The following is a 13921-nucleotide window of genomic DNA, read 5'->3' on the forward strand; positions in this document are numbered from 1 at the left end:
TTTAATACTTATGCTCCTCTATTATCATTCTAATAAATTTAACAATCCCAAAAATCAAAGATAATACAATAAACGCTGTTAAAATATCATAAATTCTTTCAGGATATTTTGCGCTTTCTGGGATATCTGGACTTTGGATGATGACAAGTTGTTTTATTTTTCTTAATGCTTCTATTCTAGCACTTTCATAAGCTTTTAAAGCTGCTTCATAAGCTTTTTGCGCAAAAGTAGCTTCTATAGTTAAATCCTGAAATTTAGCAGCCAAATCATTAAGCTTTTGAGAAGAATTGTTTGCTGAAATTTTAGATTTTTCCCTTAAAAGTTGTTTTTTGATTGCTTCAATTTCTGCTTTAAGTGCTACCACTTCAGGTGCTACATCATTCATATAGCTTTGTAAAGTTAAAAGTTTAGCTTCTTTTTGGGCTAGATTAGCCTCAATTTGCGCAACCAAACTCGCTTTAGTTTCAGCTTGCTTTAAAGGGTCAAAAACTCCATATTTATTTTGAAAAGCAATCAAATCATTTTGTGCTTTTTGATATCGTTCTTTGTATTTTTGTACTTCATTTTCAGCAAAAGCCATTTGCTCTCTAGCTGCTTTATGAGAGATTTCGTTGATAAACTTTTCGCTTTCTTGCATAATAGTTTGAGCAATCAAATGAGCTGATTTAGGTGTAAAACCCTCTACTTCAACTTTTAAAAGTTTAGTGGTTTCATCCGTATGAACCTTAACTCTTGCTTGGTAGTATTTAAGATAAGATTCTATCGAGCTTGAATCCCAAATTTTAAAAGGTAAATCTATATGTTGCTCTTGATAAAGATTTTTAAGTTTGATTTTTTCATCCAAAATCTTTAACATATCGCTTGATTCTATATAACCTTTTAGATAATTTAAATCTTCACTTGCTGTAGAAGTGCTACTAAGCAAAGACAAGATTCCATTTGTTTGAGCACTTTCTCCACTTGTTGATCTAACATCTAAAATCATCGTGCTTACATATCTTGGTGCTGCAATCAATGTATAATAAATCACAACAAAAATCATTATAAACCAAACAATTTTAAAAGAATCAAATATGCTTAAATCTTTGATTTTTTCTAATAAAGTTTTATTTTCTTCCATTAAGCTTTTCCTTGATATACAGCTATTCCTTCGTCTATATCATCATAAACCGTAATTTGTCCATTTTTCATATAAATTATTTTATCACACCATTCTTTAATTTCAGCTACATTATGAGATACCATAATCACTTTTGATTTGCTTAATCTTTCTTTATATAATTTCACGCTTTTTTCCCTAAAAGCAGGATCTCCAACAGCTCCTGCCTCATCGATCAAATAATAATCAAAATCAAAAGCCATACTAAGTCCAAAAGCTATCCTAGCACTCATTCCCGAAGAATAAGTCTTCATAGGCTCATCAAAAAATTTCCCAAGCTCTGCAAAATCTTCTACGAATTTTACTTTTTCTTGAAGTTCCTTGCCTTTATAACCATACACTCTAGCTACAAATTTAGCATTATCTCTAGCGGTTAAAGAACCTTGAAAAGCTCCATTTAAACCCAAAGGCCAAGATAATTTTTTATTAGTAATTATCTTGCCACTATCAGGAAGCTCTGCTCCACTTAAAAGTCTCATGAGAGTGGACTTGCCTGCGCCATTATATCCCATTAAACCTATGCTACAATTTTCAGGAAATTCAAAAGTAAAATTTTTAAAAACATAATGCCTTCCACCACTAAATAAAGGATAAGATTTAGTTAGATTAATTAGCTTTATCATTCTTTTTTTGCCGCCGTTAGAGCTTGTCTATTATAGTAGTAAATAAAAAGCCCTATAAATAAAACAAGTAAAATCCAAAATATAGCATAAAAATAACTATATTCATCTTGCAAAGGATAATTTTCAAAAAAATTAAATCTTAAAAGCTCCATTATGTGAAGCAAAGGATTGTAATAAAATATATCAAGTAAAGGACGAGGAGTTAACCAGGTGGGAAATATAATCCCAGAACTCCAATAAAATACTATACTAAAATAAGCTAATAAAGTTCTTAAAGGTTCTACAAAGTGCCAAACAATAGCAAAACAAATCCCCAAAGCAAAAGCTGAGCATATGAGTAAAAAAATACAAAATAGAACTCCAAGCAAATGAACAGGAAATACATCGAGTCTAAAGAACCATCCTGCAAAAAAAAGCACAGTGATAAAAATCACAAAATAAATACAAAATTCAAGCAAAGTTCTAGCAATAAATACATGTATAGGTTTTACAGGTTTATAGGCAAACAAAGATAAATTTGCCCCTATTCCATTCATAAGCTGAGTTACTATACTTCTAAACATAAAAAAAGGCATAATGCCTGAAATCAAAAACATAAAAATAGAAATTCCTTCAGGCATAACTTGATGATGATATTCCCTAATAACAGTTCCTATAATAGTCACCAAAAGCACAACACTCATAGGCTCTCCAACTACCCATATATATCCAAGATACCTATTTTTTCCAAATCTAGTTTTTAACTCCCTAAAAAATAAAGCGTGAATTACATTTAACATTTATTTTCTATACCTAATAATTTACATAAACTATAATCATAACTCATTTTTTTAAACAAAATCATAAAAATTTATTTTTTACAAAATTCAAGCTTTTTACTAAGTCCTAAAGCATTGTTAGTAAATTTAAGCCAAAAAAGCTCTAAGGTATAAATTTTTGCACTTTTATCAAGCTTAGCAAAGGGGAATTTAGAAAAATAAATTTTCATTTGCTCCTTGCTTGCCATTTTAAACTCGGCCTTAGCTTGCACACCTTTTAAAAAGGCTATTTTACTTTCTTTGGCTATATTAAGTGCTATACTTGAATTTTCACTAGCTAATCTTATATGCTTAGTATCTTCATGAGAAGCGATAATAAAAGCTAAATTTTTCTCATCAAAAACATAAAAAGCACTAGCTGTATAAACACCTTTTTCATCAATCATAGCCCAAGATAAAAGCTGCTCATTTTTTATAAATTCTAAAATTCTTTCATCCATATTGTAAAAATTATACTAAAATATTTTTAAAAATAACCGATTTTTAATTTAAACTATAAATATAAGGGGAAGAAATGCAAATTAATGCTAGCAAAAACCAAAGTTTTTCGATGGATTATACAACAAAAAGTGGCAAACACTTAGCCTTATCTATGTATGATAATCAAAGCGTGAGTTATGCAAATAATGAAGAAGGTAAAACTCTTAATCTTAAACATCAGTATGGTTTTAGCTTTACTTTTGAAGGCTCTAAACTCACACAAAATGATCTTGATGAGATTAAAAATGCTATGAAAGAAGTTGAACCTATGATCAAAGATTTTTTAGCAAATTCTAAAGTTGGAGAGTTAAAGCCAAAGGAAATTATCGAATCAGCTATGCAAATGGCAAATGTTCTACCAACTCCAAATGATGAAAACCATCAAAATGCTATTATGAATAATTTTACAAATAAACTCAGTGATTTACTAAAACAAAATCAAACAGATGATAAAGATATCAATGCTTCTATGCTTGAAGATAGCAAAAAACTTCTTGATGAAGTTTTAGAACAAATGAAAAAACAACTTGAAAAACAACAAGAAAAAGCCAAGGAAAATCAAGATAAGACAGATGATAGTTTAAATCTTTACGCTTAAATCATATAATATTAAAAATTATCAAGGAGTTTTAAATGACAAATATCGAAATTTTAGAAAATATGCTTAAACTCCAACAAAAACTCAACGACGAAACAAACGGCTTAAATTGGGAAAATGGCTATACCAAAGAAGGAAAACTGATCAGTTGGAGACGCTGTATTTATATGGAATGTGCAGAACTTATAGACTCTTTTACATGGAAACATTGGAAAAACATTTCAAGTCCAACAAATTGGGAAAATGTACGCATAGAGATTGTCGATATTTGGCATTTTATCTTAAGTCTTTTACTTGAAGAATATCGCAATAAAAATGGAAATGATTTTAAAATTATAGCCAATGAAGTGATTTCAGTAAGTGTATTTCAGGATTTTTGCAAAGAAGAAGAGCATCCTAATGAGAGTGATATTTATAGTATTTTAAATGATATAGAGCTTATTATCCATAAATGCAGTGGCTTTGGATTTAATCTTGGAGAATTGCTTTCAACCTATTTTACCCTAGCTATTAAATGCGGGCTTAATCTTGAAATTCTTTATAAAACCTACATAGGTAAAAATGTTTTAAATATTTTTAGACAAAACCATGGCTACAAAGATGGTAACTATAAAAAAACTTGGAATGGTAAAGAAGACAATGAAGTTTTAGCTCAAATTTTAGAACAAGAGCTTGATTTTGATGCTATTTATAAAAAACTAGAAGAATGCTACAAAAAGGCATAATTTGGATATTTTAAAACTTGCGATCAAAGATTTTTTAAGTCTTAAATTTTTAAAATTTGCCTTAATTCCTTTGATTTTTAGCCTTATATTTATGCTTTTTTTAGGAGCACTTGGCTTTTCGGCTTTGCTGGATTATTTTAATTCTTTATTTAGTGTTGGAGAAGATTCGTTTTGGGCGTGGTTTTATGCCCTTCATTTTGTACAAATTTTAATCACCATTATAAGTTTTTTATTTTCAGGTTTTATTGTTGTTTTTGCTTCGGTTTTTTTAGCCCTTTTTATCACTTCTTTTCTTAGCCCTTTTATCGTTAAAGAAATCAACCAAAAATATTACCATTATAATAATACAAATGAAGTTTCAACCCCAAAAGTCATCTTTGAAAGTTTTAAAATTTTTATTAAATTTGGGATATTTTTTATACTTTGCACCTTGGCTTTATTCTTACCCTTTATCAACCTTTTCATCTATTATCTTGTGTTTTATTATCTCTTTCACAAACTTTTAATGCTTGATATTACTAGCACGATTTTAGATAAAGAAAGTTTTAAAAATTTTCATTCTGATTTTTCACCTTTAGAGTTTAAATTTAGCACTCTTTGTTTTTATCTACTCTCATCAGTGCCACTTTTAGGACTTTTTTTGCAAGTGTTTTTTGTGATTTTTCTCACACATTTAGCCTATCAAAGAATTTTAAAATTAAAAGCTAAGGCTTGAAATATCGATTTTGTGATTATACAAATAAGCTCTTAAAAGTCTTGGAATTTTAGCTATTCTGCACTCTTCTTTGAAATTTTTGGGTAATTTTTGACAAGTTTCATACTCAAAAACAATAGCTTGTTCGTTTTTATACACAAGTGCTATTTTGCCACCTAAAACACAATCACCTTTTAAAAGCTCCTTTCTTTGCGCTGCACTTAAAAGCAAGCCTTTCATTTTTACCGCTCTAGCAATCAAACTTTCATTTTTAGAGCAAATAAGAAGCCCTTGAACTTCTTTGATATTTTCAAAATCATAAAGTTTTTTCCTATCTTTACTAAGATAAGAAAAACTTCTTTTTAAACCCTGATGAAATTCACTCACAAAGGCATTAGAGAAATTTTTTCTTATATAATTTCTAAAATATTTTTCATTTTCATTACTCTCATCATGAAAATGAAAAATATCTTTTTCTTTTAAAAAAGATGAAATTTCATCTTTACTTATAAAGAGTAAAGGGCGTAAAAGTGTATAATTTGAGCGTTTTTCATACTCTTGCATACCTAAAATTTCAGCCAAACCTGCGCCTCGTGAAAGTTGCATCAAAAACCATTCAAACTGATCGTTTAAATGATGGGCTAAGATAAGATGATCATAATCTTGCTCAAGACAAATTTTTTCAAAAAAATCATAGCGAAAATCTCTGGCTTTTTTTTCAAAATTATTTTGAAATTTAGGAGCGTGTTTTATAAAAATTTTTTTATGAAATTTTAAAGCAAGTTCTTTAGCTTTTAACTCTTCTAAATCACTATTTTTTCTAGTTTTGTAATTTATCATCACAAGATCAAAGTCGATCTTTTCTCGCATTAAAAGATAAAAAAGTGCACTAGAATCACTTCCATAAGAAAAAGCGAGTAAATTTTTACCCCTTTTTAAAAGGGATAAAATTTCATCTTTAATTTGCATCTACTTTTCTTAAAGCCTTAGCAAGGAGCTTTTTATCAAGGTTTTGTAAAATTTCACATTCATAAATTTGCCCCATTTCTAAATTTCCACATTCGCTTTCATTGATAAGAATTTCCCCATCAATCTCTCTATCCCATCTTAAATCTTTAGCTGCGATGAAAAACTCTCCCTCGCTACTTTCTCCCGTGCAAACTACTAAACGCTTTTGCCCTACTTCTTTTTCAAAACTTTTTTCTATGACTTCATCAACAATTTTTTCTATGATTTTAAGCCTTTTATTGATCACTTTAAAAGGCACTTGCTCCATATCAAAAGCGGCCGTATCTTCTTCCTTGGAATACGCAAAAACGCTCACTCTATCAAAACCAAAGTCTTTAACAAATTCACAAAGCTCTTCAAAATCCGCTTCGCTCTCACCTGGATGCCCTACGATAAAGCCTGTGCGTAAAAAGCTATTTGGCGCACTTTTCATTAAATTTAGCATTTCTTTAAGTCTTGTGCTATTTGCCCCACGCTTCATGATTTTAAGCATATTATCACTTATGTGCTGCAAAGGCATATCAAAATAATTTACAAAAATTTCAGAAGCTATAATGCGTTTGATCAAAGCTTCGCTCGCACTCGTAGGATAAAGATATAAAATTCTAGCTGCTCTTATGCCTTTGATTTTTTCCACCTCATCAATTAAGCGTATAAGCCCATCTTTTTTACCCTTATCAAACAAATAAGAACTCGTATCTTGTGCGATAAAAGAAAAGTCCTTATAACCTCTAGCTACCAAATCTTTAAGCTCAGCTATAATACTACTTATTTCGCGAGATTTTAACTTACCTTTAAAACTTGGGATGGCGCAAAAAGAACATTTTTGATTACAACCTTCGGCGATTTTTATAAAAGCATGGGAATTTGAACCTGTAATAATGCGTTTGGAATTTTCACTCTGCAAATAAGTCGAATTTGAAAATAAATTTGTTTTTTTAAGTATCATTTCATCGACTCTTTCATAATCACCCACACCTGTGAAAAGATCAACCTCAGGAAGTTCTTTCATAAGTTCTTCGCGGTAACGCTGCATCAAACAACCCGTAACCACCAAAAGAGAATCTTTTTTTCTTTGTTCGTGCAAATCCAAAATCGCATTAATGCTTTCTTTTTTTGCACTATCGATAAAACCACAGGTATTTACGATTAAAACATCAGCATTGTTTGGTTCATCGCAAAGCTCATAAGCACTAAGGCGTCCTAGCATGATCTCGCTATCGACTAAATTTTTATTACAACCTAAAGACATAAGATAAAGTTTTGGCATTTTTTTCCTATATTAAAGTTTTCTTTTGATATAATTTTTGATTTTAAAAATATAATTATAGCAAAGAAATTTTATGGATAATTACGAATTTAGCGAACTTTTAAAAACTTTAAAAAACAAAGTCGGCAACATAGCCTCCATCATCAAGCCTGAAAATATCAAAACAAGGCTTAAAGAAATCGAAGAGCTTGAAAATTCTCCTTCTTTTTGGAGTGATGTCAAACAAGCAGGAATCATAGGCAAAGAAAAAACCAAAATCACCAATCTGCTTAAAAACTATGAAAATGCTTTTAATGCCCTAAATGACGCAAGTGAACTTTTCGATCTAGCCAATAGCGAAAACGATACAGAAACACTTGAAGCTTTATTTAATGACGCATCAAAACTTGAAGATACTATCACAAGTCTTGAAATTTCCATGCTTTTAAGCGGAGAAAATGATGGTAAAAATGCCATTGTTTCCATTCATCCTGGTGCAGGCGGAACAGAAAGTAATGACTGGGCAAGCATACTTTATAGAATGTATTTAAGATTTTGCGAAAGAGAAGGTTTTAAAGTCGAAACTCTAGACTTTCAAGAAGGCGAAGAAGCAGGGCTTAAAGATGTGAGCTTTTTAGTTAAAGGCGAAAATGCTTATGGTTATTTAAAGGCTGAAAATGGCATCCATCGTTTGGTAAGAACTTCTCCTTTTGATAGTGCAGGACGCCGTCATACAAGCTTTTCAAGTGTTATGGTAAGCCCTGAACTTGATGATGATATAGAAATTGAAATCGAAGAAAAAGACATAAGAATAGATTATTACAGAGCAAGCGGTGCAGGCGGACAACATGTCAATAAAACAGAATCAGCCGTGAGAATCACACATTTTCCAACCGGCATAGTTGTACAATGCCAAAATGATAGAAGTCAGCACAAAAACAAAGCCACTGCTTTTAAAATGCTAAAATCTCGCCTTTATGAGCTTGAACTCATGAAACAACAAGATAGTGCTAATGCCGGAGAAAAAAGCGAGATAGGTTGGGGACATCAAATCCGCTCTTATGTGCTTTTCCCTTATCAACAAGTCAAAGACAATCGCAGCGGAGAAGCTTTTTCTCAAGTGGATAATATCCTTGATGGGGATATTAAGAAAATGATAGAAGGCGTTTTGATTGCTTTAAAAGCAGAATGATAAAAGGATTAAAATGACTTTCAATCTTACCCATTTAAGACAACTTGAAAGTGAGTCTATTTTCATAATGCGTGAAGTAATATCTGAATTTGAAAAGCCAGCTATGCTTTATAGCATAGGTAAAGATAGTTCAGTGATGCTTCATCTTTTACAAAAAGCTTTTTATCCAGCCACTCCTCCTTTGCCTTTAGTGCATGTAGATACGACTTGGAAATTTAAAGAAATGATAGAATTTCGTAATAAAAGAGCTAAAGAACTCGGTATGGAACTTATCGTTTATACCAATCCAAAAGGCAAAGAAATAAATATATCCCCTTTTACACATGGCTCAAATATGCATACAGATATCATGAAAACTCAAGCTTTAAAGCAAATGCTTGATTTATACCAATTTGATGCTGTTTTTGGAGGAGCTAGACGCGATGAGGAAAAATCGCGAGCAAAAGAGAGAATTTATTCCTTCCGTGATGAAAATCACACTTGGGATCCTAAAAATCAACGTCCAGAACTTTGGAATTTATATAATGGACGCCATAAAAAAGGAGAATCCATAAGAGTTTTTCCGCTGAGCAATTGGACTGAACTTGATATTTGGCAGTATATATACCTTGAAAATATTCCTCTACCAAGTCTTTATCTTGCCAAAAAAAGACCTATAGTTGAATACATGGGAACAAAAATTTTAGTTGATGATGATAGAATACCAAAAGATTTAGCAAAAAATGCTAAAGAAGAAATGGTAAGATTTAGAACCTTAGGTTGCTATCCTCTAACCGGAGCCATAAATTCAAATGCCACAAGTGTTTTAGATATCATAGAAGAACTACTTCTAGCTACAACCAGTGAAAGACAGGGAAGACTTATAGATAGTGATGAAGAAGCTAGCATGGAAAAGAAAAAACAACAAGGATATTTTTAATGCAAAGTGTAGAAAATTATCTAAAAGAACATGAAAATAAAGAACTTTGTCGTTTTATCGCTTGTGGTAGCGTTGATGATGGAAAATCCACTCTTATAGGAAGATTGCTTTATGATACTAAAGCTCTTTTTAGTGATCAATTAAGCACTTTAGAAAAAGATAGTAAAAAAATGGGGAATGCCGGAGATAAACTTGATTTTGCACTTTTAGTAGATGGACTTGCAAGCGAAAGAGAACAAGGCATTACCATAGATGTGGCTTATAGATTTTTTACCAGTCATAAACGCAAATTTATTATAGCTGATACACCAGGGCATGAACAATACACTAGAAACATGGCAACAGGAGCAAGTACAGCAGATATTGCTATTATTTTAATTGATGCAAGAAAAGGGGTTTTAAAGCAGACTAAAAGGCATTCTTATATAGTGAGCTTACTTGGTATTAAAAATTTTATCATTGCCATTAACAAAATGGATCTAGTTTCTTACGAAGAAAAAATCTTCAATGATATTTGTAAAGATTATGAAAAAATCATCCCTTATTTGCAAGAAGGTATCCAAACACATTTTATTCCCATTTGTGCTTTAAATGGTGAAAATATCATTCAAAAAAGTAGAAATTTATCTTGGTATAAAGGCGAAACTCTACTTGCACTTTTAGATGAAATTAAAATAAATAAAATCATTCAAAATGATTTTATCATGCCTGTGCAGTATGTTAATCGCCCACATTTAAATTTTCGTAGTTTTTGCGGAAATATAGCAAATGGTTATGTAAAATTACAAGATGAAGTTATAGTCTTGCCTTCTATGCAAAAATCTAAAATTAAAAGTATCATTACAAATGATATTAAAGATTTAAGAGCTTTAGATGAAAATGAAATCATTCCAAGTCAAAATGAAGCTTGTGTTAATATGACCGTAAGTTTATGTTTAGAAGATGAAATCGATATTTCTAGAGGCGATATTTTGACATCTATCAACCATGATCTTAAAATGAGCAATGCTTTTGAAGCTATGATTATATGGATGAGTCAAAAACAATTAAATCTTAATGAAAATTATCTTATAAAAAGAGCTCATAATCTTTGCAATGTTAAATTTGAAAATATTAACTATAAAAAGGATATCAATACTTTTAAAGAAGAAAATGCCTCAAATTTAATACTTAATGATATTGCAAATTGTACTTTAAAACTAGATAAAAATTTAGCACTTAAAGAGTATAAAGATAATAAAACCTTAGGATCATTTATTATCATCGATAAATATAGCAATGAAACCTTGGCCGCAGGTATGATAATAAAAATTTTAAATTCACAGCAAAGCCAAAGAATTTACACTCAAGCTGAAATAGAATTTAACGCTTTTATAAGAAAAAACTATCCAGAATGGGGGTGTAGAAAAATATGAAAATCATAGTAGGTATCACGCTTTTAATTCTACTTATATTGCTCATACGCAACAAAATAAAGCCTGCTGTTTTATTTGGAAGTTTGGCAGGATTTTACTACGCTTTAGGTTATCTTGATTTTAAAACTTGGATAAGTTCTTATACAAATGATTCTTTAATTTCACTCATGTTGCTACTTTTAGTTTCTATCGCTGTCGAAAAAACTATCATTATAGAATGGGCAAGTAAATTTATCATAGGAAAAAACTATAATCTTTCTCTTTTGAGACTAGGTGTAATTACTTGTGCGGTTTCAGCCTTTTTAAACAATACCGCAGTAGTAGCAAGCTTTATGGGTATAGTAAAAAACAATAAATTTCAAGCTCCCTCAAAGCTTTTAATCCCTCTTTCTTATTTTGCCATAGCAGGTGGTGTTATCACTCTTGTGGGAACTTCTACAAATTTAATCATCAATTCCTTTGTGGTACAAAATGGACTACCGAGTCTTAAAATGTTTGATTTTTTTTATATAGGTATAGCTTTAAGCATAGGAATGATTTTGGTTTTGATGATTTTTAGTAAATTATTGCCTCATTATGAAAATAAAGATAAAAATATAAAAGAACATTTAATCGCTTTAAAAGTTTTAGAAAATAGCTCTTTAATAGGTAAAAGCATAGAAGAGAACAAACTTAGAAATTTAGAGTTTTTATTTTTAGTAGAAATTCAAAGAAATAATCGAAGCATCACTCCCGTTTCACATAATGAAATCATAAATGCAAAAGATACACTTATATTTAGTGGAGATATTTCACAACTTGAAACTCTAAATAAATTTGATGGCTTAAAACTTGCAGATGGTTACGAGTTAAAAGAAAGTAAATTTATCGATGCAATCATTTCTCCAACTTCTAATTTAATTGGAAAAAGCGTAAAAGAAGCTAATTTTAGATCTAAATTTGACGCAGCTATTATTTCTTTACAAAGAGGAGATGTGCATATCAAAAAAATTGGCGAAAGTGTTTTGCAGGCTGGAGATAGAATGATTTTAGCTGTGGGTAAAGATTTTATCCTAAGGGATAATTTGGCTAAAAATTTTTATTTACTTTCAAATATCAAACAAAACGAAAAACTTGATGCCAAAAAAAGCTTATTGACTATAATGGCTTTTTTAAGTGTTATTGTTTTTTCGGCTTTAAATTTTATCTCTTTTACCAAGGCCTTGCTTATTTGTTTAGGCTTTTTACTACTTTGCAAATTTATCAAGCTTGATGAAATAAAAAGGCGTTTTCCTTTTGATATTTTTATCATAGTAGGCTCTTCTTTAGCAATTACTAAAGTACTTGTAGACAGCGGACTTGCCAAAGATTTAGCCCAACTTATCACAGGTTTTTTTGGACATTATGGAGTTTATGGAAGTTTTATAGGAGTTTATCTTTTAACCCTACTTTTAACCGAATTTATTACCAATAACGCTGCTGCGGCCTTAGCCTTCCCTATAGGTTTTGTCACAGCTCAAGCCTTAGGAGTAAATCCTTTACCTTTCATCTTTGCTGTAGCTTATGGGGCTAGTGCTGGGTTTATGATACCGCATGGATACCAAACTCATTTAATGGTTAGCTCGCTTTGTGATTACAAAATGACAGATTTTATCAAAATAGGCGCCATTGTTTCTATCGTGTATAGTGCTATAGTTCTCATAGGTGTACCTTTAATCTTTAATTTTTAGGATATTTATGGATAAAAATCTTACCTGGCATAATACAAATATCACCAAAGAACAAAGATCAAAACTTAAAAATCAAAAACCTTGCGTACTTTGGCTAACAGGACTTAGCGCAAGTGGAAAATCAACCATTGCCAATGCCTTAGAACAGAAATTACACGAGCTTGGTTTTCATACTTATTTACTTGATGGAGATAATATTCGCTTGGGTTTAAATAAAGACTTGGGCTTTGATGAAAACTCAAGAGTGGAAAATATAAGACGCATAGCAGAACTTTGCAAACTTTTTGTTGATAGTGGTTTGATTATACTAAGCGCTTTTATCTCGCCCTTTAAAAGCGATAGAGTTTTAGCAAGATCTTTGGTAAAAAAAGATGAATTTATAGAAATTTTCGTAGATACACCTTTAGAACTCTGTGAAAAAAGAGATCCTAAAGGACTTTACAAAAAGGCAAGAAATGGAGAAATAAAAAATTTCACAGGTATAGACAGCTCTTATGAAAAACCTCAAAATCCTGAAATTCATTTGCAAAATTCCAAAGCCAAACTTAATGAAAATGTAGATATAATCTTAAACTATCTTAAAGAAAATGGATATATTAATGCTTGAAAAAATAAATTTAGATGAGATTAAAAGCATAGCCTTAAAGGCTGGAAAAGCTGTTATGGAAATTTATAATAAAGATTTTAAGGTTTCTTATAAAGATGACAATTCTCCTTTAACTGAAGCTAATCTTGTATGTAATTCTATAATTTGCAAAGAACTAGCTAAATTTAATCTCCCTATACTCTCGGAAGAAAATAAAAAAATTTCTTTTCAAGAACGTAAACATTGGGAATATTTTTGGTGTATTGATCCTATAGATGAAACTAAAGAATTTATTAAAAAAATGGAGAATTTACCATCAATATGGCTCTAATTTACAAAGATACTCCTGTACTTGGAGTAGTCTATGCTCCTGCTATTATACCAAAAAAGGGTTTTGGGGCTTTTAAAAACGAAATGGTTTTACCTTTAAAACTTAATCATCAAACTTATAAAATAGTTGCTAGCAAATCTCATATGAGCAAAGAAACTAAGAAATTTATAGATAATTTACAAGCACCATTAAAAAAAGAACTTATAATTATGGGCAGTTCTTTGAAAATTTGTCTTGTTGCTAGTGATGAAGCGAAATGCTATCCCCGTCTTTCTCCCACTATGGAATGGGATACAGCCGCCGCTGATACCATAGCAAGGGAGAGTGGAAAAATAATTTATAAATATCAAAATAAAAAAGTTTTATTATATAATAAAGAAAATTTAAGAAATCCTTATTTTATAGCGGGGTAAAG

The 13921-nt window shown here is 30.7% G+C and carries 14 protein-coding genes and 1 pseudogene; 9 read left to right on the forward strand and 6 right to left on the reverse strand.

All coding sequences use genetic code 11. From position 1 onward, the window contains the following. Window position 1: 1 nt before the first annotated feature. The 4 genes from AJ881_RS02335 to AJ881_RS02350 all read right to left on the reverse strand — a co-directional run bounded on the left by AJ881_RS02335 (window position 2) and on the right by AJ881_RS02350 (window position 3040). Window positions 2–1120, reverse strand: coding sequence for a capsule biosynthesis protein (locus tag AJ881_RS02335; protein WP_070283168.1), 1119 nt, complete (start codon window positions 1118–1120; stop codon window positions 2–4). Beyond that, the gene (locus tag AJ881_RS02340; protein WP_070283167.1) at window positions 1120–1782 is read right to left on the reverse strand and encodes an ABC transporter ATP-binding protein; all 663 of its coding nucleotides are present in this window, start codon (window positions 1780–1782) and stop codon (window positions 1120–1122) included. Before AJ881_RS02340 ends, AJ881_RS02335 begins: the two co-directional genes overlap by 1 nt. After that, on the reverse strand, window positions 1779–2561 hold the full coding sequence (kpsM, locus tag AJ881_RS02345) for a capsule polysaccharide transporter KpsM (RefSeq protein ID WP_002871866.1): 783 nt from the start codon (window positions 2559–2561) through the stop codon (window positions 1779–1781). The genes AJ881_RS02340 and kpsM overlap by 4 nt, the downstream gene beginning before the upstream one ends. 71 nt (window positions 2562–2632) lie before the next feature. Then, the gene (locus tag AJ881_RS02350; protein WP_002877416.1) at window positions 2633–3040 is read right to left on the reverse strand and encodes a hypothetical protein; all 408 of its coding nucleotides are present in this window, start codon (window positions 3038–3040) and stop codon (window positions 2633–2635) included. 74 nt (window positions 3041–3114) lie between these two features. Here AJ881_RS02350 and ciaI point away from each other — a divergent pair, with 74 nt between their 5' ends. From ciaI to AJ881_RS02365, 3 genes are read left to right on the forward strand one after another with little or no spacing between them, the layout of a single operon-like run. Continuing rightward, entirely contained in the window at window positions 3115–3678 is a 564-nt protein-coding gene (gene ciaI / locus AJ881_RS02355) for an intracellular survival protein CiaI (protein ID WP_070283166.1), read from the forward strand. Between the two features lie 35 nt (window positions 3679–3713). After that, window positions 3714–4403 (forward strand): dUTP diphosphatase, encoded by a 690-nt coding sequence (locus tag AJ881_RS02360; protein ID WP_070278671.1) that lies wholly within the window; start codon window positions 3714–3716, stop codon window positions 4401–4403. Window position 4404: 1 nt separating this feature from the next. Then, window positions 4405–5118: an EI24 domain-containing protein gene (locus AJ881_RS02365; RefSeq protein ID WP_070283165.1), complete on the forward strand. Its 714-nt coding sequence runs from the start codon at window positions 4405–4407 to the stop codon at window positions 5116–5118. Here the strand turns inward: AJ881_RS02365 and tilS are convergent. Both tilS and rimO read right to left on the reverse strand, forming a co-directional pair. After that, window positions 5101–6066 (reverse strand): tRNA lysidine(34) synthetase TilS, encoded by a 966-nt coding sequence (gene tilS / locus AJ881_RS02370; RefSeq protein ID WP_070278673.1) that lies wholly within the window; start codon window positions 6064–6066, stop codon window positions 5101–5103. The genes AJ881_RS02365 and tilS overlap by 18 nt on opposite strands. Beyond that, window positions 6056–7375 (reverse strand): 30S ribosomal protein S12 methylthiotransferase RimO, encoded by a 1320-nt coding sequence (gene rimO, locus AJ881_RS02375; protein WP_070278674.1) that lies wholly within the window; start codon window positions 7373–7375, stop codon window positions 6056–6058. The genes tilS and rimO overlap by 11 nt, the downstream gene beginning before the upstream one ends. A 73-nt stretch (window positions 7376–7448) precedes the next feature. Here rimO and prfB point away from each other — a divergent pair, with 73 nt between their 5' ends. The 6 genes and pseudogenes from prfB (at window position 7449) to cysQ (ending at window position 13919) form a co-directional block, all read left to right on the forward strand. Beyond that, entirely contained in the window at window positions 7449–8546 is a 1098-nt protein-coding gene (prfB, locus tag AJ881_RS02380) for a peptide chain release factor 2 (RefSeq protein ID WP_070283164.1), read from the forward strand. A gap of 13 nt (window positions 8547–8559) precedes the next feature. Further along, entirely contained in the window at window positions 8560–9465 is a 906-nt protein-coding gene (gene cysD, locus AJ881_RS02385; RefSeq protein ID WP_070283163.1) for a sulfate adenylyltransferase subunit CysD, read from the forward strand. Then, window positions 9465–10880 (forward strand): sulfate adenylyltransferase subunit CysN, encoded by a 1416-nt coding sequence (gene cysN, locus AJ881_RS02390; RefSeq protein ID WP_070283162.1) that lies wholly within the window; start codon window positions 9465–9467, stop codon window positions 10878–10880. Before cysD ends, cysN begins: the two co-directional genes overlap by 1 nt. Beyond that, window positions 10877–12589: an SLC13 family permease gene (locus AJ881_RS02395; RefSeq protein WP_070283161.1), complete on the forward strand. Its 1713-nt coding sequence runs from the start codon at window positions 10877–10879 to the stop codon at window positions 12587–12589. Before cysN ends, AJ881_RS02395 begins: the two co-directional genes overlap by 4 nt. A 7-nt stretch (window positions 12590–12596) precedes the next feature. Beyond that, window positions 12597–13196: an adenylyl-sulfate kinase gene (gene cysC / locus AJ881_RS02400; RefSeq protein WP_070283160.1), complete on the forward strand. Its 600-nt coding sequence runs from the start codon at window positions 12597–12599 to the stop codon at window positions 13194–13196. After that, window positions 13189–13919: pseudogene (cysQ, locus tag AJ881_RS02405) on the forward strand (3'(2'),5'-bisphosphate nucleotidase CysQ). The gene cysC and the pseudogene cysQ overlap by 8 nt, the downstream one beginning before the upstream one ends. Window positions 13920–13921: the final 2 nt, after the last annotated feature.

Source organism: Campylobacter sp. BCW_6460, assembly GCF_001762705.1.
GTDB classification, from domain to species: Bacteria; Campylobacterota; Campylobacteria; order Campylobacterales; family Campylobacteraceae; genus Campylobacter_D; species Campylobacter_D jejuni.